The organism is Inquilinus limosus DSM 16000, assembly GCF_000423185.1.
Taxonomy (GTDB): domain Bacteria; phylum Pseudomonadota; class Alphaproteobacteria; order DSM-16000; family Inquilinaceae; genus Inquilinus; species Inquilinus limosus.
Genome location: NZ_KE383987.1, coordinates 185,186 through 206,310, shown reverse-complemented (window position 1 = coordinate 206,310; position 21,125 = coordinate 185,186). Strand labels below are relative to the sequence as shown.

Genomic DNA, 21,125 nt, shown 5'->3' with positions numbered 1-21,125 from the left:
TTTAGATCATGGCCAAGAAGAGCTCGGTCGAGAAGAACAAGCGCCGCGAGAAGCTGGCGAAGGCGTTCGCCGGCCGCCGCGAGCGCTTGAAGGCGGTCGCCAACGACCAAAGCCTGCCGATGGAGGAGCGGTTCGCCGCCCGCCTGAAGCTGGCGGAGCTGCCGCGCAACTCCTCGCCGGTGCGCATCCACAACCGCTGCGAGCTGACCGGTCGCCCGAAGGCGTTCTACCGCCGCTTCAAGCTGAGCCGCATTGCGCTGCGCGAGCTGGCCTCGCGCGGGCAGATCCCCGGCATGGTCAAGTCGAGCTGGTAAGGAGTTACGGACCATGTCGCTGAGTGATCCGTTGGGTGATCTGCTCACCCGCATCCGCAACGGCCAGCGGTCGGGCAAGTCCACGATCGAGACCCCGGCCTCGAAGCTGCGCGCCAACGTGCTCGACGTGCTGAAGCGCGAGGGCTACATCCGCGGCTACGAGATGCACGAGGTCAAGCCGGGCATCGCGCAGATCAAGGTCGAGCTGAAATACGCGGAAGGCCAGCCGGCCATCAAGCGCATCGACCGCGTGTCGAAGCCGGGCCGTCGCGTCTATTCGGGCATCAAGGACCTGCCGAAGGTGTACAACGGGCTGGGCATCTCCATCCTGTCGACGCCGCGCGGGGTGATGTCGGACGGTGAGGCCCGCGCCGCCAATGTCGGCGGCGAGATCCTCGCCCGCGTGTTCTGAGGAGACCCGCGATGTCACGTATCGGCAAGCACGCGGTCAAGGTCCCGGCGGGGGTTCAGGCCACCGTCCAGGGCCAGGACGTCTCGGTCAAGGGCAAGCTCGGCCAGCTCAAGCTCGTCGTCAACGACGAGATCAAGGTCTCGATGGAGGACGGCGCGATCAAGGTCGAGCCGAAGAGCCAGTCGCGCCTGGCGCAGACCATGTGGGCCACCAGCCGGACCCTGATCAACAACATGGTCGTGGGCGTCAGCGAGGGCTTCACCACCAACCTCGAGATCAACGGCGTCGGCTACCGCGCCGCGGTCCAGGGTAAGGAGCTGGTGCTGACCCTCGGCTACAGCCACGAGGTGCGCTATCCGATCCCCGAGGGGATCTCGATCAAGTGCGAGAAGCCGACCTCGATCTCGATCACCGGCTTCGACAAGCAGCGCGTCGGCCAGGTCGCCGCGGAGATCCGCGGGTACCGGAAGCCCGAGCCGTTCAAGGGCAAGGGCATCAAGTACGAGACCGAGACCATCCTGCGCAAAGAAGGCAAGAAGAAGTAAGGACGGCCGGGATGACCACCAAGACGAACGAGCTGCGCGAACGCCGCAAGGGGCGTCTCCGCTACAAGCTGAGCCAGGCCCGTCACGGCCGGGTCCGCCTGTCCGTGTTCCGGTCCTCCAAGCAGATCTATGCCCAGGTCATCGACGACCAGGCGGGGCGCACCATCGCCGCCGCCTCGTCGATCGAGAAGGACCTGCGCGGGTCGCTGAAGACCGGCGCCACCATCGAGGCCGCCGCCGCGGTCGGCAAGCTCCTGGCGGAGCGCGCCAAGGCCGCTGGCGTCGAGAAGGTGGTGTTCGATCGCGGGCACTATCTGTATCACGGCCGGGTCAAGGCCCTGGCCGATGCCGCCCGTGAGGGCGGCCTGGACTTCTGAGGAGGACGCGCATGGCACGCGAAAGCAGAGACACGCGCGGTCCGCGGGATCGTGGCGACAAGCGCCCGAGCGAGCGCGAGGCGGGTGAGGAGCTGATCGAGAAGCTCGTCTCCATCAACCGCGTCGCGAAGGTGGTGAAGGGCGGCCGGCGCTTCGGCTTCGCCGCGCTGGTCGTGACCGGCGACGGCCGCGGCCGGGTCGGCTACGGCTCGGGCAAGGCCCGCGAGGTGCCGGAGGCGATCCGCAAGGCGACCGAGCAGGCGAAGCGCAGCATGATCCGCGTTCCGCTGCGCGAGGGCCGGACGCTGCACCATGACATCCAGGGTCACTTCGGCGCCGGCAAGGTCCAGCTCCGCAGCGCCACCCAGGGTACCGGCATCATCGCCGGCGGTCCGATGCGCGCGATCTTCGAGGCGCTGGGCGTCCAGGACGTCGTCGCCAAGTCGATCGGCACGTCGAACCCGCACAACATGATCAAGGCGACCTTCGAGGCGCTGCGGGCGATCGAAGGCCCGCGCGCCGTCGCCGCCCGGCGCGGCAAGCGCGTCGCCGACATCATCGGCGCCCCGGGCAAGCGCGAGGGCGGCGTCGAGGTGGTGGAGGCCGCGAATGGCTAAGGCGACCGTGATCGTGACCCAGATCGGCAGCCCGATCGGCCGCCGGGAAGATCAGCGCCAGACGCTGATCGGCCTCGGCCTGAACAAGCTGCATCGCACCCGCGAGCTGGAGGACACTCCGGCGGTGCGGGGGATGATCGAGAAGGTCAAGCACCTGGTGCGGGTCGAGCAGGCGGGCTGAGGCCCGCCGCTCACGGCTTAGAAGTCACGAGCGGCGCCGGTCTCCCCGTGAGGCCGGGATCGCTCTAGGAGCGAACATGACGAAACTCAACGATCTCCGCGACAATGCGGGTGCGCGCAAGTCGCGCATCCGCGTCGGCCGCGGCATCGGCTCCGGCAAGGGCAAGACCGGCGGCCGGGGCGTGAAGGGACAGAAGAGCCGCACCGGCGTCGCCCTCAAGGGCTTCGAGGGCGGCCAGATGCCGCTCTACATGCGGCTGCCGAAGCGGGGCTTCAACAACGCGAAGTTCCGGGCGAACTATGCCGTGGTCAATCTCGGCCGCCTGCAGAAGGCGATCGAGGCCGGCCGCATCGACGCGACCAAGCCGGTCGACACCGAGGCGCTGGTCGCCGGCGGCCTGATCGGCAAGGCGCTGGACGGCGTCCGGCTGCTGGCCAAGGGCGAGCTCTCGGCCAAGGTCACGCTGCACGTCCACAGCGCCTCGGCGGCTGCGGTCGCGGCGGTGGAGAAGGCCGGCGGCTCGGTGGTCCAGTCCAACCCGGCCCCGGCCGAGGCTGTCGACAGTGACGCAGGGGCGTCGTCCCAGGCTTAACGCCGCCGTCCAACGCGGGTAAAACGGAGGGCGGGGACCGCGCATGTTCGCAGTCCCCGCCTTTTTTCATTCGAGGCCGTCCATGGCATCTGCTGCAGAACAGCTCGCTGCGAACCTGAATTTCGGCGCCTTCGCCAAGGCCACGGAGCTCCGCAAGCGCATCTGGTTCACCCTTGGCGCGCTGATCATCTACCGGATCGGCACCTATGTGCCGATCCCCGGGATCGATCCCCGCGTGCTGTCGGAGATCTTCACCCAGCAGGGCGGCGGCCTCCTCGGCATCCTGAACATGTTCGCCGGGGGCGCGCTGGGTCGCATGACGATCTTCGCGCTGAACATCATGCCGTACATCTCGGCCTCCATCATCATCCAGCTCCTGACGGCGGTGTCGCCGACGCTCGAGGCGCTGAAGAAGGAGGGCGAGGCCGGGCGCAAGAAGATCAACCAGTACACCCGCTACTTCACCGTGGTCCTGGCCACGGCCCAGGCCTATGCGTTGGCGGTCGGCCTCGAGAGCGTGCACGGCTCGATGGGCGCGGCGGTGGTGGATCCCGGCTGGTACTTCCGCTTCACCACGGTCGTCACCATCGTCGGCGGCACCATGTTCCTGATGTGGCTGGGCGAGCAGATCACCTCGCGCGGCGTCGGCAACGGCATCTCGCTGATCATCTTCACCGGCATCGTCGCCTCGCTGCCGCACGCCCTGGTCCAGATGCTGGAACTGGGCCGCACCGGCGCGCTGTCGCCCTTCGTCATCCTGGTGCTGCTGGTGCTGTGCGTCGGGGTGATCTTCTTCATCGTCTACATGGAGCGGGCGCAGCGCCGCCTCCTGGTGCAGTACCCGAAGCGCCAGGTCGGCAACCGCATGTTCGGCGGCGAGAGCTCGCACCTGCCGCTCAAGCTCAACACCTCGGGCGTGATCCCGCCGATCTTCGCCTCGTCGCTGCTGTTGCTGCCGGCGACGCTGGTCGGCTTCGCCGGCACCAATGTCGACGGCGCCGGCGGCTGGCTGTCCTGGATCGCCTCGCAGCTGGCGCATGGCCAGCCGCTGTTCATGGCGCTCTATGCCGCGCTGATCATCTTCTTCTGCTTCTTCTACACCGCGATCGTCTTCAATCCGGAGGAGACGGCCGACAACCTGAAGAAGTACGGCGGCTTCATCCCCGGCATCCGGCCGGGCAAGTCGACCGCCGACTATATCGACTACGTGCTGACCCGGATCACGGTGATCGGCGCCGCCTATCTGACGGTGGTCTGCCTGCTGCCGGAGTTCCTGACCTCGGAATACGCGGTGCCGTTCTACTTCGGCGGCACCAGCCTCCTGATCGTCGTCACGGTCACCATGGACACGGTGGCCCAGGTCCATTCCCATCTCCTGGCCCATCAGTATGAAGGGCTGATCAAGAAATCGAAGCTGCGGGGGAGCCGTCGATGAATCTGATCCTGTTGGGCCCGCCCGGGGCAGGGAAGGGGACGCAGGCGAAGCGGCTGGAGGAGCGCTACGGGCTGAAGCAGCTCTCGACCGGCGACATGCTGCGGGCGGCGATCGCCGAAGGCACGCCGCTCGGCCGGCAGGTGAAGGAGATCCTCGACCGCGGCGATCTGGTGACCGACGAGATCATGCTGGACATGATCGCGGAGCGGATCGCCCAGCCGGACTGCGACCGGGGCTTCATCCTCGACGGCTTCCCGCGCACCGTGCGCCAGGCCGAGGGGCTGGACGAGATGCTGCAGCGGCACGGCAAGTCGCTGGCCGTGGTGATCGAGATGAAGGTCGACGAGGCGGCACTGTTCGCCCGCGTCGCCAACCGCGCCGCCCAGTCGGCCGAGAAGCGCTCCGACGACACCGAGGAGACGCTGCGCAAGCGCCTCGCTGTCTATCGCGAGCAGACCGCGCCGATCATCCCCTATTACCGCGACAAGGGGCTGCTGAAGGCGGTCGACGGCATGGCCGACATGGACACGGTGACCCGGCAGATCGAAGCCGTGCTCGGCCTCCAGCCGGCGGACGCCTCGGCGTCCTGATCCGGCGGCCGGAGCGAAGATCAGGGCGGCTTTCGGGCCGCCCTTTTTTCATGGCCTCGAACCGGCGGCGGCTGTTGCGACGATCCAGTCTCGGAAGGCACGGATCTTGGGCCGGTGGCGCTGGTCCGCGGCGTAGACCAGCCAGTAGCCCTTGGCGCGGTCGACCAGGAGCGGGAAGGGCGCGACCAGCCGTCCGGCGGCGAGATCCTCGGCGAAGAAGTCGGGTGTGACCAGGGCCGCCCCGAGCCCGCCCGCGGCGGCCTGCGCCGATGCCGCCTGGTTGTCGAAGCTTGGCGCCGGCTTTCGAAGGGCCGCCGGGGCCTCGACGCCGGCCGCCTCGAACCAGGCATCCCAGCTCATGCTCATGCCGATCAGCGGCAGCGACAGCACATCCGCCGGTTCGCGCAGCCCGGCCGCGAGCCGTGGCGCCACCACACAGGCGAGGCGGACCTCCAGCAGCTTGTGGGCGATGAAGCGCGGCGGAAAGCCGCTCGGCCCGGCACGGATCTCGATATCGGCGGCGAGTTCGCCTTCGATGCTGTCGCCCAGCTCGGTGCTGGTGGAAAGCTTGACCGTCAGCTCCGGATGCGCGGTCTGGAAGGCGCCCAGGCGCGGCGCCAGCCAATGGGTGGTGAAGGTGGGCACCGACACGACCGTCAGATCGCGGCCCGCCGCGTCCACCTCGCTGCCGACCGCGGCGCGCAGCCGGCCGAAGGCGTCGACCACCTCGGCGGCCAGCCGCTCCCCGGCCTCGGTCAGCGCCAGGCTGGGGCCGCGGCGGGCGAACAGCGGCGCGCCCAGCCGCTCCTCCAGCCGTTTGACGTGATAGCTGACGGCGGCTTGGGTCAGGCCCAACTCCTCCGCCGCGCGGGTGAAGCTGCCGTGCCGCGCCGCCGCCTCGAAGGCGTGCAGGGCGGGCAGGGGCAGTCGGTCGGTCGACATGGCTCATTATAAGCCGGGCTTATGATCGGCGGCGAGGTCCTGCGTGGTCAGGCCGAACGGAACGGCGCATCGTCCGCCCGTCCTTTCCAGATGGATGGCCACGATGCCCTCAGATCTCCCCATCTTCCTCAACCCCGAGACCATGCCGGCGCCGAACGGCTACTCCCAGGTGGTGCTGATCCCGGCCGGTGCCCGGCTGGTGCAGCTCGCCGGCCAGGTCGGCATCCGTCCCGACGGCTCGATCGCCGCGCCGGACTTCGCCGGCCAGGCGGCGCAGGCCTTCGAGAACGTCAGGGCCGGTCTGGCCGCCGCCGGCAGCGGCTTCGAGCATGTGATCAAGCTCAACATGTTCGTCACCGACTTCGCCGCCCAGGGCCCGACCTTGCGCGAGGTGCGCGACCGCTACGTCAATCGCGCGGCGCCGCCGGCCAGCACGACGCTGCAGGTCTCGCGCTTCTTCCGCGAGGGGCTGCTGTTCGAGCTCGACGTGCTCGCCGTGGTGCCGGGGTGAGCGCCGTGCCGGCCGTCCTTTCGGCTCGGCCGCCGACGGCACTGCGCCGCCTGGCCGGAAAGGTGCTGTCGTTCGCGTCGCTGCTGCGGCGCCGTCGCGCCGTGCTTCGTCCGGGAGACCTCTCCGAGCATCTCCGGGCCGATCTGGGGCTCGAGAGGTGGCGAGGCTGGCAGAAGCCGCCCCGGGACTTCATCTGAGATCATCCGATCCGATCACGATCTTGCCGGCATGCCGGACCCTCGATGATCGAAGCCGGCGTGATACCCTCCTTCGATCGCCTTGCCCGAAAGATTCGTCAGGCGGAATTTCGAGGGGGATTTCATGAAAGCATTGGGGATGGGCGCTGGCCTGGTCGCCGCGCTTCTGCTTGCCGCATGCAACACCGCGGCGCCCAGGGTCCAGCCATCGGCATCGGTTGCCGAAGCAGGCACGGCAGCTTCCCCGTCCCAGCCGGGGACCGGTTCGGTACGGGGGCGTGGCTACGTCGTCCTGCCCAACGGTGATATGGTCACCTGTGCCCGGCTGAAGGTGCTGGCGGATGGGCCCAAGGGCAGGGGCGATCGGCGGGAAGCCACGTGCAACTCGCAGGGATATTTCGAGTTCACGGGGCTGCCGGCCGGGGTGTGGAACCTGAAGACGATCGCTTTATGGAGAATCCGGGACACGGACACATTGCAAGGGATCGAGCTATGGGAGGACGGCGTGCGGGTCGAGGCCGGCCAGCAGACGGATGCCGTCGTCGCCCGGATCCTCTGCTGCAGCCGCGATGCCAGCAATGTCGGCTGGGTGGAGTTCTTCACGGTCGACATGAAGACCGGAAAGGTCAGCGGGCCGATGTGGTGAGGTGACGTGGCGGTCGGGCTCGCCCGTTGCGGAGCGACCCGACCCTTTGTCCCATCACCCAATCGCGATCACGATCTTGCCGACGTGCCCAGCCGCCTCGAGGTGGCGGTAGGCGTCCTTCGCCTCCTTGAACGCGAAGGTCCGGTCGATCACCGGGCGGATGCCGGCCTGGGCGATGTGGCGGTTCATCGCCTCGAACATCTGGCGCGAGCCGACATAGAGGCCGCGCAGCGTCACCGACCGGCCGATCAGCGGTGTCGGCTCGAACGGGCTGCCGGCGGTCAGCACGCCGATCAGATGGACGAAGCCGCCGATCCGGGTGGCGGCGATCGACCGCGGCACCGTGCCGGCGCCGCCGACCTCGATCACATGGTCGACGCCGCGCCCGCCGGTCAGCCGCAGCACCTCCTTCTCCCACTCCGGATGGCTGCGGTAGTTGATCAGCTCGGCGGCGCCCAGGGCCCTGGCCTGCTCCAGCTTGGCGTCGCTGGAGGAGGTGGCGATCACCCGGGCCCCGGCGGCGTGGGCGAATTGCAGCGCCAGGATCGAGACGCCGCCGGTGCCCAGCACCAGCACGGTCTCGCCCGGCTGCAGCGGATGCTGGCCGCCATAGAGGGCGTTCCAGGCGGTCACCCCGGCGCAGGGCAGGGCCGCGCCCTCCTCGAAGCTGAGATGTTCGGGCAGATGCACCAGCCCGTCCTGGTCGAAGACGCGGTACTCGGCCAGCACGCCATGGGCCGCGCCGCCCATCGCGCTGGCCTGGTCGGCGGCGTCGATCTCGCCGCCGATCCAGCTCTGCATGAAGATGCCGGCAACACGGTCGCCGACCTTGACCCGGGTGACGTCCGGGCCGACCGCCACCACCTCGCCGGCGCCGTCGGACAGCGGCACGAGATCCGGCAGCGGATTGCCGCGGGCGTAGCGGCCGGTCGCCACCATCAGGTCGCGGTAGTTCAGCGACGCCGCGCGCAGCCGCACCAGGGCCTGGCCGCGGCCGGGGGCCGGCGTCTCGGTCTCGGCGAGGGTGAGGTCGTCGATGCTGCCGATGCGGGGAAAACGGTACTGGCGCATGGCTCGGACTCTCCGATTGGGGTCGGGATCGCCGCGGGATCAGCGGCATGGGCGCCATGTTGCGGCTTGCAGGCGCTTTCGCAAGAAGGCAACATTTCTTGCCATAGGATACTCTTTTGCACCTATGGAGGCGGAATGCCGCCACGAGAACAAGCCCGGCGGCCCTATGGCTGCGCGGTCGAGGTCACGCTCGCCGTCATGGGCGGCAAGTGGAAACCAGTGATCCTGTATCAGCTGCTGGAGGGGCCGAAGCGCTTCGGCGAGCTGCGGAAGACCGTCGGGGGCGCGTCGCAGCGCTCGCTGACGCTGCAGCTGCGCGAGTTGGAGGCGGACGGCATCCTGCACCGGCAGGTCTTCGCCGAGGTGCCGCCGCGGGTGGAGTATTCGCTCACCGAATACGGCCGCACCCTGGCCCCGGTGCTCGACGCCATGAAGGCCTGGGGCCAGAGCTTCCGGGAGCGGGTGGAAGGGACGGCCGAGGCGGCGTGACGCCGCCTTCAGCCGGCGTCGACCAGCCCGGCGACGGCGAGGAAAGAAGGGGACCCGGGCGTCACCATGACGAGGTCGACGAAGGCCTGGGTGGATGGCGCGAGATCGTCCCGGCTGCGCCGGCGCAATTCGTCCCAGGCGATCGGCCGAAGCCGATGGGTGGCGTGGTCGATCAGGAAGGGCTGCTGAGGATAGCTCGACAAGAGGGCGATGAAGGCATCGACATCCTCACCGGCGTTCGACATGCCGTAGGGCCAGAACTCGACCAGGAAGGCCGAGAGCCGTTCCGCGATGCTCAACGCCGTCTTCCCGCCTCGGAAGATGCGGGGCTCGCTGCCCTGCGTGTCCATCTTCACCAGGCAGGGCGGCAGGGGGCGGCCGCCGAAATAGGCATCCAGGGTCGTCACCGGGACGACGATGGACGTCCTGTCCTCGTCCGATGCGTAAAGGCGATGGTCTCCCCGATTCCCGGCGGAGTGATAGAGGCTGGCCGAACCGATGGTGTCCGACACCGCCGCGGCGACCGTATGGACCTGCACCGCCTCGCTGCCTCGGGCGTTTTCCGCCAGAAGGTCGAAATTCCGCGGATCCGGCTCGAAGGCGTGAACCGTCGATCCGTGCGGCATGAGCTGTCGGGCCAGGGCGCTGTACCAGCCGATATTCGCGCCGAGATCGATGAACAAGCTGAAGTTCGGAAGCAGACGGCGCGCGATCTCCGTCTCGAGCGGCTCCCAGTTCCCGCTGTCGATGATCGAACGTGAGACGAACTGATCATCGGCGTAGGGATGGGTTCTGATCGAGAAGGGCGGGACGTTCGGAAGCTTGATCAGCCGGACGCCATTGTCGGCGGATGGCTCCGCATGGGTCTCCGGCGAAAGGGATCGGCCCGTCGGGAGGCTCCCCAGCGCCTCCTCGATACGGTCCAGCTTGGCTGCGATGCCACGGAGATATCCCTTATCGGCGATGTGCTGGACCGCGCCGATGGCCATGGCCCGGCCCAGGTATTTGAATGCTCCGCGAAACATCGGCGCGCCCCTCCATCGCCGCGGAATCAGGCGGCGAGCACTGCAACGACGCCGATTAGGCGGTGTTCGGGGCTGCGTCAACCAACCGGTCAGGGGGGCGGGCGTCACCAGCCCGCCCCGGAACGGCTCAATACATGTGCTGCCCGCCGTTGATCGACAGGGTCGAGCCGGTGATGAATCCGGCCTCGTCGTCGACCAGGAACAGCACGCCGCGGGCGATCTCGGACGCCTTGCCCAGGCGGCCGACCGGCACCTTGGCGACGATCTTCTCCAGCACGTTCGGCGGCACGGCGCGGACCATGTCGGTGTCGATATAGCCCGGCGCGATGGCGTTGACGGTGATGCCCTTGCCGGCCCCCTCCTGCGCCAGGGCCTTGGTGAAGCCGTGGATGCCCGACTTCGCGGCGGCGTAGTTCACCTGGCCGTACTGGCCGGCCTGGCCGTTGATCGAGCCGATATTGACGATCCGGCCGAAATTGCGGGCGCGCATGCCATCGATGACGCAGCGGCACATGTTGAAGCAGGAGCCGAGATTGGTGTCGATCACCGCATCCCAGGCGTTGCGGTCCATCTTGTGGATGGTGCCGTCGCGGGTGATGCCGGCGTTGTTGACCAGCACCTCGACCGGCCCGAGCTCGGCCTCGATCTTCGCGATCGCGGCCTGGCATTGCTCGAAATCGGCGACGTCGAACTTGTAGACGCTGATGCCGTGCCGCTCGCTGAAGGCGCGGGCGGCATCATCGTTGCCGGCATAGGTCGCGGCCACCTTGTAGCCCTTCTCCTTCAACGCGACCGATATCGCCTCGCCGATACCTCTCGTCCCGCCGGTCACAACCGCTACACGTGCCATAGCGTCCTCCCAGGTTGATCGTCATGGGCCGCCGGCCGCGACGAGAGATCGGCGGGCGGCCCGGGGGAAATCGGCCGAGGCCTGCGTCAGCGTTCGACGCAGAGGGCGATGCCCATGCCGCCGCCGATGCACAGGGTGGCGAGGCCCTTCTTGGCGTCCCGCCGGCCCATCTCGTAGAGCAGGGTGGTCAGGATCCGGGCGCCCGAGGCGCCGATCGGGTGGCCGATGGCGATGGCGCCGCCATTGACGTTCACCTTGGCCGGGTCCCAGCCCAACTCCTTGTTCACGGCGCAGGCCTGGGCGGCGAAGGCCTCGTTGGCCTCGATCAGGTCGAGCTGTTCGACCGACCAGCCGGCCTTCTTCAGCGCCGCCCGGCTGGCCGGGATCGGGCCGGAACCCATCACCGCCGGGTCGACGCCGGCCGTGGCCCAGGAGGCGATGCGGGCCAGCGGGGTGATGCCGCGGCGGGCGGCCTCCTCCTCGGTCATCAGCACCAGCGCCGCGGCGCCGTCATTGATGCCCGACGCGTTGCCGGCGGTGACCGTGCCCTCCTTGTCGAAGGCCGGGCGCAGCTTGGCCAGGATCTCCAGCGTGGTGTCCGGCTTCAGGTACTCGTCGGCGTCGATCACGACATCGCCCTTGCGGCCCTTGACCGTGACCGGCGCGATCTCGTCCTTGAACCGGCCCTCGCGCTGCGCCGCCGCCGCCTTCTGCTGCGACGCCAGGGCGAAGCGGTCCTGCTCGTCGCGGGTGATCTGCCACTGCCGGGCCACGTTCTCCGCCGTGTTGCCCATGTGATAGCCGTTGAAGGCGTCCCATAGCCCGTCGCGGATCATGGTGTCGATCATCTTGGCGTCGCCCATCTTGGTGCCGGCGCGCAGCTGCAGCGCGTGGGGCGACTGCGACATGCTCTCCTGCCCGCCGGCGACGACGATGCGGGCGTCGCCCAGCGCGATCGCCTGGCTGCCCAGGGCGACGGTGCGAAGGCCGGAGCCGCAGACCTGGTTGATGCCGTAGGCCGTGGCCTCCTTCGGCACGCCGGCGGCGATCGCGGCCTGGCGCGCCGGGTTCTGGCCGGCCGCGGCGGTCAGCACCTGGCCCAGCACCACCTCGTCGACCTCGGCGGCCTCGACCTTGGCCCGGCCGAGCGCCGCGGTGATCGCGGCGGTGCCGAGGTCGTGCGCGGGCACGGCGGCGAAGGCGCCGTTGAAGGCCCCGACCGGCGTGCGTGCGGCAGCGGCGATGACGACATTGGCCATAAGGCGTTTCCCTATGCTGTTCGGCGCGGCCGGGCCGCACCGGTCGAATTGCGCTAGAGTGACGATAGCCACTGCCCTTCCGCCTGCGCAACCGCGACGGGTGGATAGGGTCGATAGGGGCCGAAGGGGAGGGAGATGCCGATGCGGGGGACGATGCTGCGGGTGATGGCGCTGGCCGCGCTGATGGGAACGATGCCGGCCGCGGCGGCCGAGGATTGCGCCGCCATCGCCGCGCGCGCGGCCGCGGCCTGGCGGGCGAAATCGACCGTGTCCGGCCTCGCCGGAATCGACGCCGCCACCGCCGCCTGCGTCCAGAAGACGCTGGTGCAGGATCTCGCGCCGGAGGCCGGTGCGCCGGTCGGCTACAAGGTCGGCCTGACCGGCAAGGCGATGCAGGAACGGCTGGGGGTCGACCATCCGGTGGCGGGCGTGCTGCTGACCGGCATGCTGCGATTTCCGGCGGTCAAATACGCACAGGATCAAAGTGGGAAGGAGAGGATGCTGATCGGCCCCTTCCCGCTCGGAAACGGGATCGCCGCATCCACGGGGCCGATCCCTGCCGACTACGCTGCCCGGCCTCTGGTTGAGGCGGATTTGATCGCCGTCGTTGCCGACGAAGGCATCAACCAAGCCAAAACGCCGGCCGAGGTGCTGGAGCATCTCGCTGGCCTGTACCCCTTCATCGAGCTGGCGGACCTCGCTTTGGCGCCGGACGAGAAGCCGACCGCGGAATCCATCACGGCGATCAATGTCGGCGCCCGGCTCGGCGTGCTGGGAGAGCCGGTGGCGATCGAGCCCGGCTTCGCCGACCGGCTGGCGAGCATGAAGGTCTCGCTGGCCGACGGCTCCGGCAAGGTGCTGGCCGAGGCGCCGGGCGGCGCCATCCTCGGCCATCCGCTGAACGCGGTGATCTGGCTGGCGCAGGACCTCGCGGCGCGGGGCGAGGCGCTGCGGCCGGGCCAGCTGGTCAGCCTCGGCTCCTTCGGCCCACCGACGCAGCCGGCGTCCGGCGGGACCGTGACGGTGCGCTACGACGGGCTTTCCGCCGCGCCGGTTTCGCTGTCCGTCCGGTTCCAATAACGGCGGCCAGCCACTCGGCCAGGGGCCGCCAGACCTGCGCCTCGGCGCCGCCCGCGACCACCATGCCAATATGGCCGAGCGTCGGCTCGATCCGTTCCGCCCCCGGCATCCGCTCGGCCAGGGCGCGGGCGCTGGCCGGCGGCACGATCCGGTCGCGGGCCGGGATCAGGTGCAGGCTGGGACGCCGGATCGCCTCCGGCCGCACCGGCGCGCCGTCGATCCGCCATGCGCCACGGCCGGGCGTGTTCTCACCGTACCAGCCGGCCAGGCACTCCAGCGCCACCGGGCCGGGCAGCGGGATCCCGTCGTTCAGCCAGTCTTCGAGTGCCACGAAGCGCGCCGCCTCGGCCGAATCCGGGTCCAGCCGGCCGAAAGCGCTGAACTTGCGCAGCGCGGTCAGCGGGTCGAGCGTGGCGAACAGCGCCTGGATGCCGTCGACCGGCAGCACGCCGAGGGCAGCCACGATCGGCTGGCTGGCGGTCGCCGCCATCCGGCCGATCTCGGCCTGATGCGGCGCATCCGCGTGGAAGTCCCAGGGGGCGGCCATGAAGGCTATCCCCGTGATGTCGGCCGGCCGCCGTGCCGCCAGCGCCGCCGCCAGAGTGCCGCCCATGCAATAGCCCAGCAGCCCGACCGGCCCCTGCGCGGCGGCCAGGGCGGCGTCCAGCGCCGGCTCCAGCCGCCGGAGGATCACGTCGGTCAGGGTGAAGTCGCGTTCGCGGCCTTCCGGCATGCCCCATTCCAGCAACAGCGGCCGCAGCCCCTGCGCCGACAGGAAGCGCAGCAGGCTGCGCTCCGCCGTCAGGTCCAGCACATAGGCCCGGTTGACCATCGACGGCACCACCAGTAGCGGCAGCCCCTCGGCCGGCTCCCCCTCGATCGATCCATAGTCGAGCAGCCGGGCGGAGCCGTCCCGCCACAGCACCGGCACGGCCGGCAGGTCGCGGCGATAGGGGTGGCGGGCATAGCGTTCCAGCCCGGTCAGGAAGGCGGCGGAGCGCCGCGTCGTCTCCCGGGTCAGGGCCGCGGCGGCGGCGTCAGGCGGCAGGCTTGCGAGGCGTTCGGCGGCGCGGCGCAGCGGCTCCGGCCACAGCGGCTTCGAGCCGGGCGACGCGCTCTTCCAGAGCGGCAATGCGGCGATCCCGCTCGTCCAGCTCGCCGCCGCGGCGGCCAGGTGCAGCGGCAGCGGCCGGGGGCCGAGGCGCGTCATCGCCGGCCAGCCCGCCGAGGCCGGCGGCGATCCGCGCCGGGTCGAACAGCGCGGCCCAGCCGCGCAGCGTCTCGGGATCGGTCAGGGTTGCGGTCCAATGCTCTTGCCAGAGATCGAGGAAGCGGCGGGCCAGGTCGTCCGGGCTGTCGCCGTCGCCGGGCGGCGGGTCATGGGGCGGTTTCGGCGCAGTCATCGCCGGCGATCATAGTCGGCACCATCCGGCCTGCCTATCCCGGTGTGTGTTGCGTTGCGAGTGTTGCGATGCGAAAGGATCGTGACATGCCGGCCCGGTCGGACCAGTATAGGCACAAATCCGTCAAAGCGGCCGTGTGCCCGCGGCCCGAAGAAGCGATAGGGACCATCATGCCGACCAGTCAGGCCGCCTCTGGAAACGCCCCGTCGGCCGAGGAGCCGAAGGCCCCTCCCATCACGATCAAGAAATACGCCAACCGACGGCTCTACAACACGGCGACCTCGAGCTATGTGACGCTCGAGAACTTGGCCCAGATGGTCAAGGACGGCACCGAATTCGTGGTCTACGACGCCAAGACGGGCGAGGACATCACCCGTTCGGTGCTGACCCAGATCATCGTCGAGGAGGAGGGCAAGGGCCAGAACATGCTGCCGATCGGCTTCCTGCGGCAGCTGATCAGCCTGTACGGCGACAACCTGCAGTTCATGGTCCCCCGCTATCTCGAATCCTCGATGGAGGCCTTCGCCCGCAACCAGGACCAGATGCGCCAGTACTTCAAGGACGTCAGCGGGGTCTTTCCGTTCGGCGCCTTCGAGGAGATGGGCAAGCAGAACATGGCGCTGTTCGAGCGGGCGATGCAGATGTTCACCCCCTTCGCCGGCAAGGGGCCGGGGGGGAAGGCGCCGACAGCGCCGCCGGCCGAGGCTGCGCCCGAGCCGGCGCCGTCGGAGCAGGGGTCGATCGACACGCTGCGCCAGAAGCTGGACGACCTGCAGCGCCAGATCGAGGAGATCACCAAGGCGAAGCGCTGACGGTCTCTCTCAGCCGTAAGCAATGAGCCGGCCGAGCGTCCCGGCCAGGAGCCACAGCAGGATCGACCCCGCCGCCTGGATCCGGCCGAGCAGCGGCGGGGTGCGGTCCCAGTCGGGCAGCGACCGCTGCCACAGCCAGCGGAAGGCGACCGCGTTCGCCAGCGCCGCCGCGATCACCAGGATCTTCAGCTGGAACACGTCGGCCGCGGCCAGCGGGCCGGCATCGGCGGCGAACAGCATCGCGCCGGTGACCGCCATCAGCAGCAGCCCCGCCAGGGCGACCCGGGTCAGGAGGCGCGACACCGTCGCGACCGGCAGCGACCGCCCGAAGCCGACGAGGCGCAGGTCGAGCAGCCCGATGCCGCCGACCAGCAGCACCAGCCCCAGCAGGTGCAGCAGGTTCGCGGTCGGATAGAGCCACAGCGAATCGCGCATCAGCGCGCCGAGCGGCGAGGCCTCGAGCAGCGCCGCGCTCTCGGCCAAAAGGCCGTTCCCCCGCGGGTGATGCTCCATCGGCTCAGCGCAGCTCGACGGTGCGGCCGGCGATGGTGATCCGTTCGGCCCGCATCTCGTCCGCCACCACCCGGCTCGGATAGCCGACGACGGTCACGGGCGCGCCGACGGCCAGGTCCTCGCGCGGCAGGCCGCGCCGGTTCATGCGCGACGGCGGCGCCAGCACGACGTTCCAGGTCTTGCCGTCCTGGGTCAGGGTGATCAGCCCGTGGGGGTTTTGGTAGCTTGCCGTCTCGATCGGCCCCGAGAGGGTGAGCGTCTTGTTGGCGTCGTAGGAGCTCCAGCCGTGATGGGCCAGGGCGGCGGCGGGCGCGAGCGCCGCCAGCAGGACGATGGGTGCAATGCGCGGCATCGATCGGCTCCCGGCGGTGATGGACCTCCGTATCAGGTTGGTTGCCGGCGCTGCCATGCAATGCGGCGGCATGAAAAAAGCCCCGCCGGACCGGGGGGCTCGCAGCGCGGCCGGGCTCGCGGGCGCGAACCCGACCCCTGCGCGGACGGCTAAGACGCGTCCGGGATCAGCTTGGCGCGCAGCGACCGGCGCGCCTCGTGGTCCAGGCGCTGCAGCGCCTCGCGGATCTGCTGGGTGATGGCGCCGGAATCGGCGTCCGGATTGCGGAAATAACCCTGCGCCTCGGCGATCAGGGTCGGCAGCGCGGCGGCGGCGGCCTTGGCCGCGGCGGCCTGCGACGACGCCCGCGCCGCCATGCCGCGGATGCTGCTGGCCAGCTCGGCGGCCGAATTCTTCCAGCCGGCGGTCTCGGACAGGTCGGTCGCCGCCTCCTCGACGATCTGGTCGATCAGCACGCCCGAATCCCGCGCCCCGGACCAGGAGGCGGCGAGGCGCCCATCGCGGTCGCGCACCTCGGTCCAGCGGAAGGTCTGGCGTTCCTCGTCGGTCAGGATGCGCTCGACCCGCGCGAACATGCCGCTGACCGACCGGGACCAGCCCGCGGGCAGGGCCGCCAGCTGCTCCCGTACCCTGGCATCGACGCGTGCGCCGCAACTCTTCAGCATCTGCTTCAGCCGCTGGGGGGCCCGCTGCTTCACTGCCATCCTCTTCGCTCTCCCTTTGTGTACGCCCCGGCGCATTGCTCCCGTCCTTTGGGGGGCGCCACGACTTCAGACGCTCCAATCAAATGGGCTTCACGCCGTAGAATCAAGTCACACCCCGTCGCGCTTGGCGAGTCATTCCTTGGGTTTAAAGCAAATTGGATCCGGGGCCGCCGGGGAGCCATAAACTGGCAGCGGCCATGCCGGAAATCTGGTTGACGCCGGGCTTCCGGCTGCGACCATCTGGGGCCCACTGCCGTGACCGACCAGGGAGAAGTGCCGTGCCGCGTCTGAGCCCGTCCTCCAGCCATTACGGCGCCGTCATGGCCGTCGTCGAAGGCGACAAGATGGTCGGCATCCAGCCCTATGCCAGCGACATCGACCCGTCGCCGATCATCAACTCGCTGCCCGGCATGGTGCACGGGCCCCTGCGCATCCCGCAGCCGATGGTCCGGGCCGGCTGGCTGGCCGACCGGCACAGGAGCGACGGCAGCCGCCGCGGCGCCGACGCCTTCGTGCCGGTGTCGTGGGAGACGGCGCTGGCCCTGGTGGCGGAGGAGCTGGAGCGGGTGCGCAGCCAGCACGGCCCCGAAGCCATCTATGGCGGCAGCTACGGCTGGGGCAGCGCCGGCCGGCTGCACAACGCCCCGACGCTGCTGCGCCGCATGCTGGGATCGACCGGCGGCTACACCGCCTCGGTCAACAACTACAGCTTCGGCACCGCCCTGCCGCTGATGCCGCACATCATCGGCGACTTCAACCGGATCCTGGTCGAGACTACGGACTGGCGCAGCATCGCTTCCGATGGACGCCTGGTCGTGGCCTTCGGCGGCATGCCGCCGCGCAACAGCCAGATCGCCTCGGGCGGCACCGGCAAGCACACGCAGCGCGACTGGAACCGCCGCGCCCGCGAGGCCGGGGTGCAGTTCGTCTATATCGGCCCGGTGCGCGACGACATGGCGGAGGAGGCGGGGGCCGAATGGCTGGCGCCGCGGCCGAACACCGACGCCGCGATCATGCTGGGCTTGGCGCACACGCTGGTGGCCGAGGGGCTGTACGACCGCGGCTTCATCGACCGCTACACCAGCGGCTTCGACCGCTTCCTGCCCTATCTCATGGGCCAGGCCGACGGCACGGCCAAGGACGCCGACTGGGCGGCCGCGATCTCCGGCCTCTCCGCCGACACCATCCGCGGCCTGGCGCGGCGCATGGCGTCGCAGCGCACCATGATCAGCCTCAGCTGGTCGCTGCAGCGCTCCGACCATGGCGAGCAGCCCTACTGGATGGGCACGGTGCTGGCGGCGATGCTGGGCCAGATCGGCCTGCCCGGCGGCGGTATCGGCTACGGCTACGGCGCCGAGGCCAATGTCGGCTCCGCCAGCGACGGCCGCAGCCGCGCCCGGATCCTGCCCGGCCCGAACCCGACCGGCCGCTACATCCCGGTCGCCCGCATCTCCGACCTGCTGCTGCGGCCGGGGGAGGAGGACGACTACAACGGCCACAGGATCACCTATCCCGACATCCGGCTGGTCTACTGGGCCGGCGGCAACCCGTTCCACCACCACCAGGATCTGAACCGCCTGCTGCGCGCCTGGGCGAAGCCGGAGACGGTGATCGTGCAGGAGCCGTGGTGGACCCCGGTCGCCCGCCGCGCCGACATCGTGCTGCCGGCCACGACGAGCTTCGAGCGCAACGACATCGGCGGCGCCGCGCGCGACCCCTACATCCTGGCCATGCCGCAGGCGATCCCGCCGGTCGGGCAGGCGCGCAGCGACTTCGACATCCTGACCGAGCTGTCGGACCGGGCCGGCGCCCGTGAGGCGTTCACCGAGGGCCGCGACGAGATGGGCTGGGTCCAGCACTTCTACGAGAACGACCGGCGCACCGCCGCCGAGGCGGGGATCGAGCTGCCCGGCTTCCAGGAGTTCTGGGAGCGCGGCCATGTCGAGCTGCCGCTGTCGTCGAAGCCGAAGATCCTGCTGGAGGCGTTCCGTGCCGACCCGGTGGCCAACAAGCTGCCGACGCCGAGCGGCCGGATCGAGATCTTCTCCGAGCGCATCGCCGGCTTCGGCTATGACGACTGCCCGGGCCATCCGGTGTGGTTCGAACCGGCGGAATGGCTCGGCTCGCCGGAGACCGGGCGCTTCCCGCTGCACCTGATCTCGAACCAGCCGAAGACCCGGCTGCACAGCCAGCTCGACGCCGGCGTCACCAGCCGCAGCGAGAAGGTGGCCGACCGCGAGCCGGTCTGGATCCATCCGGCCGATGCCGCCGCCCGCGGCATCAAGGACGGCGACGTGGTGCGGCTGTTCAACGACCGCGGCGCCTGCCTCGCCGGCGCGCTGGTGACCGACCGGGTGATGCCCGGCGTCATCCAGCTCGCCACCGGCGCCTGGTACGACCCGGAGGTGCCGGGCCAGGTCGGCGCGATGTGCAAGCACGGCAACCCGAACGTGCTGACCCGCGACAAGGGCACCTCGCGGCTGGGGCAGGGGCCCAGCGCCCACACCTGCCTGGTCGAGGTGGCGAAGCTCGAGGGCCCGGCGCCACGCGTCACCGCCTTCGACCCGCCGGAGATCCTCGACCCCACGGCGCAGGCGGCGGAGTAGGGGAGGCCAGCTCTCCCCTTTGTCATTGCCGGGCTTGACCCGGCAATCCAGAGACTGTCGAGACCTCTGGATGCCCGGGTCAAGCCCGGGCATGACATTTTGCGCATTTATATCTGTGTTTTTCTGTTATTAACATAATAAAGAGATATTTGAGAATTGAGCCTCACGGCTTCCATGTTAATCTCCCTCCTGACGCCGCTGCCGCTTCCTGAGAGAGAACCATGTCCGAACCGGCGCTTCGCCCTGAAACCCTGGCCCTCCATGCCGGCTGGCGGGCCGATCCGGCGACCGGCGCCGTGGCGGTGCCGATCTACCAATCGACATCCTTCCAGTTCCAGGACACCGAACACGCGCGGAAGCTGTTCGCGCTGGAGGAGCTGGGCAACATCTACAGCCGCATCGGCAACCCGACCGTCGATGTGCTGGAGCAGCGCATCGCGGCGCTGGAGGGCGGCGCCGGCGCGCTCGCCGTCGGGTCCGGCCAGGCGGCTTCGGCCTTCGCGGTGCAGAACCTGGCCCGGGCCGGCGACAACATCGTCAGCTCGACCGACCTCTATGGCGGCACCTGGAATCTGTTCGCCAACCGCCTCAAGGACCAGGGCATCGAGGTCCGTTTCGTCGACCCGGCCGATCCGGAGACCTTCCGCCGCGCCGTCGACGGCCGTACCCGCGCCTTCTATGCCGAAAGCCTGCCGAACCCGAAGCTGACGGTGTTCCCGATCGCCGAGGTCGCCGCCATCGGGCGGGAATTCGGCATCCCGCTGATCGTCGACAACACCGCGGCGCCGGTCCTGCTGCGGCCCTTCGACCACGGCGCCGCCGTCATCGTGTACTCCACCACCAAATACATCGGCGGCCACGGCACCTCGATCGGCGGACTGATCGTCGACGGCGGCAATTTCGACTGGGCGGCGCATCCCGAGCGGCAGCCGGCGCTGAACACCCCGGACCCGAGCTATCACGGTGCGGTCTGGGTCGAGGCGACGAAGCCGCTCGGCCCCGTCGCCTACATCGTCAAGGCGCGCACCACGCTGCAGCGCGACCTCGGCGCCTCGCTGTCGCCCTTCAACGCCTTCCAGATCCTGCAGGGGCTGGAGACGCTGCCGCTGCGGATCGAGCGGCATTCCCGCAACGCCAGCGCGGTCGCCGCCTTCCTGGCCCAACGCAAGGAGGTGACGCGTGTCATCCACCCCTCGCTGCAGACCGGCGTCGCGCGGGAACGCGCGGAGGAATACCTGAAGGGCGGCTATGGCGGGCTGGTCGGCTTCGAGCTGGCGGGCGGCGCCGCGGCCGGTCGGCGCTTCATCGACGGGCTGCGGCTCCTGTACCACGTCGCCAATATCGGCGACGCCCGCAGCCTGGCGATCCACCCGGCCTCGACCACCCATTCCCAGCTGACGGCGGAGGAGCAGCGGGCGAGCGGCGTGACCGAAGGCTATGTCCGCCTGTCGGTCGGGATCGAGCACATCGACGACATCCTCGCCGACCTCGAACGCGGCCTAGCCGCCGCCCGGCTGGCCGAAGCGGCGTAGCAGCGCCGCGGGGGCTTGGCGATCCGTCGCTCATTTGCGACCAATGGACCGCCGGGCCCCGACCGCCCGG

26 protein-coding genes are annotated in these 21,125 nt (G+C 69.7%); 16 read left to right on the top strand and 10 right to left on the bottom strand.

Annotation, left to right across the window (positions count from 1 at the left end; translation table 11 throughout):
• Positions 1–8: 8 nt before the first annotated feature.
• From rpsN to G537_RS0134035, 9 genes are all read left to right on the top strand, one after another.
• A complete protein-coding gene (gene rpsN / locus G537_RS0134075) occupies positions 9–314 on the top strand; it encodes a 30S ribosomal protein S14 (RefSeq protein WP_026873844.1) in 306 nt (101 codons plus the stop codon).
• Between the two features lie 13 nt (positions 315–327).
• Positions 328–726 carry a 30S ribosomal protein S8 gene (gene rpsH / locus G537_RS0134070; RefSeq protein ID WP_026873843.1) on the top strand — a complete coding sequence of 133 codons (399 nt, stop codon included), beginning with the start codon at positions 328–330 and terminating at the stop codon, positions 724–726.
• 11 nt (positions 727–737) lie between these two features.
• A complete protein-coding gene (gene rplF, locus G537_RS0134065; RefSeq protein WP_026873842.1) occupies positions 738–1,271 on the top strand; it encodes a 50S ribosomal protein L6 in 534 nt (177 codons plus the stop codon).
• An 11-nt stretch (positions 1,272–1,282) separates the two neighbouring features.
• A complete protein-coding gene (rplR, locus tag G537_RS0134060) occupies positions 1,283–1,648 on the top strand; it encodes a 50S ribosomal protein L18 (RefSeq protein ID WP_026873841.1) in 366 nt (121 codons plus the stop codon).
• A gap of 11 nt (positions 1,649–1,659) precedes the next feature.
• Entirely contained in the window at positions 1,660–2,265 is a 606-nt protein-coding gene (gene rpsE, locus G537_RS0134055; protein WP_034853935.1) for a 30S ribosomal protein S5, read from the top strand.
• On the top strand, positions 2,258–2,446 hold the full coding sequence (gene rpmD / locus G537_RS0134050) for a 50S ribosomal protein L30 (RefSeq protein WP_026873839.1): 189 nt from the start codon (positions 2,258–2,260) through the stop codon (positions 2,444–2,446). The genes rpsE and rpmD overlap by 8 nt, the downstream gene beginning before the upstream one ends.
• Before the next feature lie 76 nt (positions 2,447–2,522).
• Positions 2,523–3,038 (top strand): 50S ribosomal protein L15, encoded by a 516-nt coding sequence (gene rplO, locus G537_RS0134045; protein ID WP_026873838.1) that lies wholly within the window; start codon positions 2,523–2,525, stop codon positions 3,036–3,038.
• Between the two features lie 82 nt (positions 3,039–3,120).
• A complete protein-coding gene (gene secY / locus G537_RS0134040) occupies positions 3,121–4,473 on the top strand; it encodes a preprotein translocase subunit SecY (protein ID WP_026873837.1) in 1,353 nt (450 codons plus the stop codon).
• Positions 4,470–5,063, top strand: coding sequence for an adenylate kinase (locus G537_RS0134035; protein ID WP_026873836.1), 594 nt, complete (start codon positions 4,470–4,472; stop codon positions 5,061–5,063). Before secY ends, G537_RS0134035 begins: the two co-directional genes overlap by 4 nt.
• 48 nt (positions 5,064–5,111) lie before the next feature.
• On the opposite strand, the gene G537_RS0134030 is transcribed toward G537_RS0134035, so the two are convergent.
• Positions 5,112–6,005 carry a LysR substrate-binding domain-containing protein gene (locus tag G537_RS0134030; RefSeq protein ID WP_026873835.1) on the bottom strand — a complete coding sequence of 298 codons (894 nt, stop codon included), beginning with the start codon at positions 6,003–6,005 and terminating at the stop codon, positions 5,112–5,114.
• A gap of 103 nt (positions 6,006–6,108) precedes the next feature.
• Between G537_RS0134030 and G537_RS0134025 the strand changes: the two genes are divergently transcribed.
• Positions 6,109–6,516, top strand: coding sequence for a RidA family protein (locus G537_RS0134025; protein ID WP_026873834.1), 408 nt, complete (start codon positions 6,109–6,111; stop codon positions 6,514–6,516).
• A 321-nt stretch (positions 6,517–6,837) separates the two neighbouring features.
• Positions 6,838–7,359 carry a hypothetical protein gene (locus G537_RS44170; protein ID WP_155888909.1) on the top strand — a complete coding sequence of 174 codons (522 nt, stop codon included), beginning with the start codon at positions 6,838–6,840 and terminating at the stop codon, positions 7,357–7,359.
• 54 nt (positions 7,360–7,413) lie between these two features.
• On the opposite strand, the gene G537_RS0134015 is transcribed toward G537_RS44170, so the two are convergent.
• Complete coding sequence (locus G537_RS0134015; RefSeq protein WP_026873832.1) at positions 7,414–8,430, bottom strand: zinc-dependent alcohol dehydrogenase family protein; 1,017 nt, start codon at positions 8,428–8,430, stop codon at positions 7,414–7,416.
• A 135-nt stretch (positions 8,431–8,565) separates the two neighbouring features.
• Here G537_RS0134015 and G537_RS41495 point away from each other — a divergent pair, with 135 nt between their 5' ends.
• Positions 8,566–8,919, top strand: coding sequence for a winged helix-turn-helix transcriptional regulator (locus G537_RS41495; protein WP_034853933.1), 354 nt, complete (start codon positions 8,566–8,568; stop codon positions 8,917–8,919).
• Between the two features lie 8 nt (positions 8,920–8,927).
• On the opposite strand, the gene G537_RS0134005 is transcribed toward G537_RS41495, so the two are convergent.
• The 3 genes from G537_RS0134005 to G537_RS0133995 form a co-directional block, all read right to left on the bottom strand.
• Positions 8,928–10,052, bottom strand: a complete 1,125-nt coding sequence (locus G537_RS0134005; protein ID WP_155888908.1) for an FkbM family methyltransferase — start codon at positions 10,050–10,052, stop codon at positions 8,928–8,930.
• A gap of 19 nt (positions 10,053–10,071) precedes the next feature.
• Positions 10,072–10,794: an acetoacetyl-CoA reductase gene (phbB, locus tag G537_RS0134000; RefSeq protein WP_026873830.1), complete on the bottom strand. Its 723-nt coding sequence runs from the start codon at positions 10,792–10,794 to the stop codon at positions 10,072–10,074.
• An 86-nt stretch (positions 10,795–10,880) separates the two neighbouring features.
• Positions 10,881–12,053, bottom strand: a complete 1,173-nt coding sequence (locus tag G537_RS0133995; RefSeq protein WP_026873829.1) for an acetyl-CoA C-acetyltransferase — start codon at positions 12,051–12,053, stop codon at positions 10,881–10,883.
• Between the two features lie 141 nt (positions 12,054–12,194).
• On the opposite strand from G537_RS0133995, the gene G537_RS0133990 reads away from it, so the two are divergent.
• Positions 12,195–13,133 carry a 2-keto-4-pentenoate hydratase gene (locus G537_RS0133990; RefSeq protein ID WP_211230613.1) on the top strand — a complete coding sequence of 313 codons (939 nt, stop codon included), beginning with the start codon at positions 12,195–12,197 and terminating at the stop codon, positions 13,131–13,133.
• Here G537_RS0133990 and G537_RS41490 read toward each other — a convergent pair.
• Positions 13,021–14,265: an alpha/beta fold hydrolase gene (locus tag G537_RS41490; protein WP_245579199.1), complete on the bottom strand. Its 1,245-nt coding sequence runs from the start codon at positions 14,263–14,265 to the stop codon at positions 13,021–13,023. The genes G537_RS0133990 and G537_RS41490 overlap by 113 nt on opposite strands.
• Positions 14,171–14,536, bottom strand: a complete 366-nt coding sequence (locus G537_RS45315; protein WP_245579198.1) for a hypothetical protein — start codon at positions 14,534–14,536, stop codon at positions 14,171–14,173. Before G537_RS45315 ends, G537_RS41490 begins: the two co-directional genes overlap by 95 nt.
• A 170-nt stretch (positions 14,537–14,706) precedes the next feature.
• On the opposite strand from G537_RS45315, the gene phaR reads away from it, so the two are divergent.
• A complete protein-coding gene (phaR, locus tag G537_RS0133980) occupies positions 14,707–15,348 on the top strand; it encodes a polyhydroxyalkanoate synthesis repressor PhaR (protein ID WP_026873827.1) in 642 nt (213 codons plus the stop codon).
• A gap of 9 nt (positions 15,349–15,357) precedes the next feature.
• Here the strand turns inward: phaR and G537_RS0133975 are convergent, their stop codons facing one another.
• The 3 genes from G537_RS0133975 to G537_RS0133965 all read right to left on the bottom strand — a co-directional run bounded on the left by G537_RS0133975 (position 15,358) and on the right by G537_RS0133965 (position 16,917).
• Positions 15,358–15,831 carry a hypothetical protein gene (locus G537_RS0133975; protein ID WP_034853931.1) on the bottom strand — a complete coding sequence of 158 codons (474 nt, stop codon included), beginning with the start codon at positions 15,829–15,831 and terminating at the stop codon, positions 15,358–15,360.
• A gap of 34 nt (positions 15,832–15,865) precedes the next feature.
• Positions 15,866–16,213, bottom strand: coding sequence for a DUF6152 family protein (locus G537_RS0133970; RefSeq protein WP_026873825.1), 348 nt, complete (start codon positions 16,211–16,213; stop codon positions 15,866–15,868).
• A gap of 149 nt (positions 16,214–16,362) precedes the next feature.
• Positions 16,363–16,917 carry a hypothetical protein gene (locus G537_RS0133965; RefSeq protein WP_034853929.1) on the bottom strand — a complete coding sequence of 185 codons (555 nt, stop codon included), beginning with the start codon at positions 16,915–16,917 and terminating at the stop codon, positions 16,363–16,365.
• 278 nt (positions 16,918–17,195) lie between these two features.
• Between G537_RS0133965 and G537_RS0133960 the strand changes: the two genes are divergently transcribed.
• A complete protein-coding gene (locus tag G537_RS0133960; protein ID WP_026873823.1) occupies positions 17,196–19,523 on the top strand; it encodes a molybdopterin guanine dinucleotide-containing S/N-oxide reductase in 2,328 nt (775 codons plus the stop codon).
• A 221-nt stretch (positions 19,524–19,744) separates the two neighbouring features.
• A complete protein-coding gene (locus tag G537_RS0133955; protein ID WP_026873822.1) occupies positions 19,745–21,055 on the top strand; it encodes an O-acetylhomoserine aminocarboxypropyltransferase/cysteine synthase family protein in 1,311 nt (436 codons plus the stop codon).
• The last annotated feature ends 70 nt before the right edge of the window (positions 21,056–21,125 follow it).

Excerpts from the sequence above, each read along its gene's own strand:
- G537_RS41495 (WP_034853933.1), top strand. The coding sequence starts at position 8,566 with ATGCCGCCACGAGAACAAGCCCGGCGGCCCTATGGCTGCGCGGTCGAG.
- phaR (WP_026873827.1), top strand. The coding sequence starts at position 14,707 with ATGCCGACCAGTCAGGCCGCCTCTGGAAACGCCCCGTCGGCCGAGGAG.
- G537_RS45315 (WP_245579198.1), bottom strand. The coding sequence starts at position 14,536 with ATGACTGCGCCGAAACCGCCCCATGACCCGCCGCCCGGCGACGGCGAC.
- G537_RS0134035 (WP_026873836.1), top strand. The coding sequence starts at position 4,470 with ATGAATCTGATCCTGTTGGGCCCGCCCGGGGCAGGGAAGGGGACGCAG.
- rpsE (WP_034853935.1), top strand. The coding sequence starts at position 1,660 with ATGGCACGCGAAAGCAGAGACACGCGCGGTCCGCGGGATCGTGGCGAC.
- secY (WP_026873837.1), top strand. The coding sequence starts at position 3,121 with ATGGCATCTGCTGCAGAACAGCTCGCTGCGAACCTGAATTTCGGCGCC.
- rpsN (WP_026873844.1), top strand. The coding sequence starts at position 9 with ATGGCCAAGAAGAGCTCGGTCGAGAAGAACAAGCGCCGCGAGAAGCTG.
- rpsH (WP_026873843.1), top strand. The coding sequence starts at position 328 with ATGTCGCTGAGTGATCCGTTGGGTGATCTGCTCACCCGCATCCGCAAC.
- G537_RS0133970 (WP_026873825.1), bottom strand. The coding sequence starts at position 16,213 with ATGCCGCGCATTGCACCCATCGTCCTGCTGGCGGCGCTCGCGCCCGCC.
- G537_RS0133965 (WP_034853929.1), bottom strand. The coding sequence starts at position 16,917 with ATGGCAGTGAAGCAGCGGGCCCCCCAGCGGCTGAAGCAGATGCTGAAG.
- rplF (WP_026873842.1), top strand. The coding sequence starts at position 738 with ATGTCACGTATCGGCAAGCACGCGGTCAAGGTCCCGGCGGGGGTTCAG.
- rpmD (WP_026873839.1), top strand. The coding sequence starts at position 2,258 with ATGGCTAAGGCGACCGTGATCGTGACCCAGATCGGCAGCCCGATCGGC.
- phbB (WP_026873830.1), bottom strand. The coding sequence starts at position 10,794 with ATGGCACGTGTAGCGGTTGTGACCGGCGGGACGAGAGGTATCGGCGAG.
- G537_RS0134025 (WP_026873834.1), top strand. The coding sequence starts at position 6,109 with ATGCCCTCAGATCTCCCCATCTTCCTCAACCCCGAGACCATGCCGGCG.
- G537_RS44170 (WP_155888909.1), top strand. The coding sequence starts at position 6,838 with ATGAAAGCATTGGGGATGGGCGCTGGCCTGGTCGCCGCGCTTCTGCTT.
- G537_RS0134030 (WP_026873835.1), bottom strand. The coding sequence starts at position 6,005 with ATGTCGACCGACCGACTGCCCCTGCCCGCCCTGCACGCCTTCGAGGCG.
- G537_RS0134015 (WP_026873832.1), bottom strand. The coding sequence starts at position 8,430 with ATGCGCCAGTACCGTTTTCCCCGCATCGGCAGCATCGACGACCTCACC.
- G537_RS0133955 (WP_026873822.1), top strand. The coding sequence starts at position 19,745 with ATGTCCGAACCGGCGCTTCGCCCTGAAACCCTGGCCCTCCATGCCGGC.
- rplR (WP_026873841.1), top strand. The coding sequence starts at position 1,283 with ATGACCACCAAGACGAACGAGCTGCGCGAACGCCGCAAGGGGCGTCTC.
- G537_RS0133995 (WP_026873829.1), bottom strand. The coding sequence starts at position 12,053 with ATGGCCAATGTCGTCATCGCCGCTGCCGCACGCACGCCGGTCGGGGCC.
- G537_RS0133990 (WP_211230613.1), top strand. The coding sequence starts at position 12,195 with ATGCGGGGGACGATGCTGCGGGTGATGGCGCTGGCCGCGCTGATGGGA.
- rplO (WP_026873838.1), top strand. The coding sequence starts at position 2,523 with ATGACGAAACTCAACGATCTCCGCGACAATGCGGGTGCGCGCAAGTCG.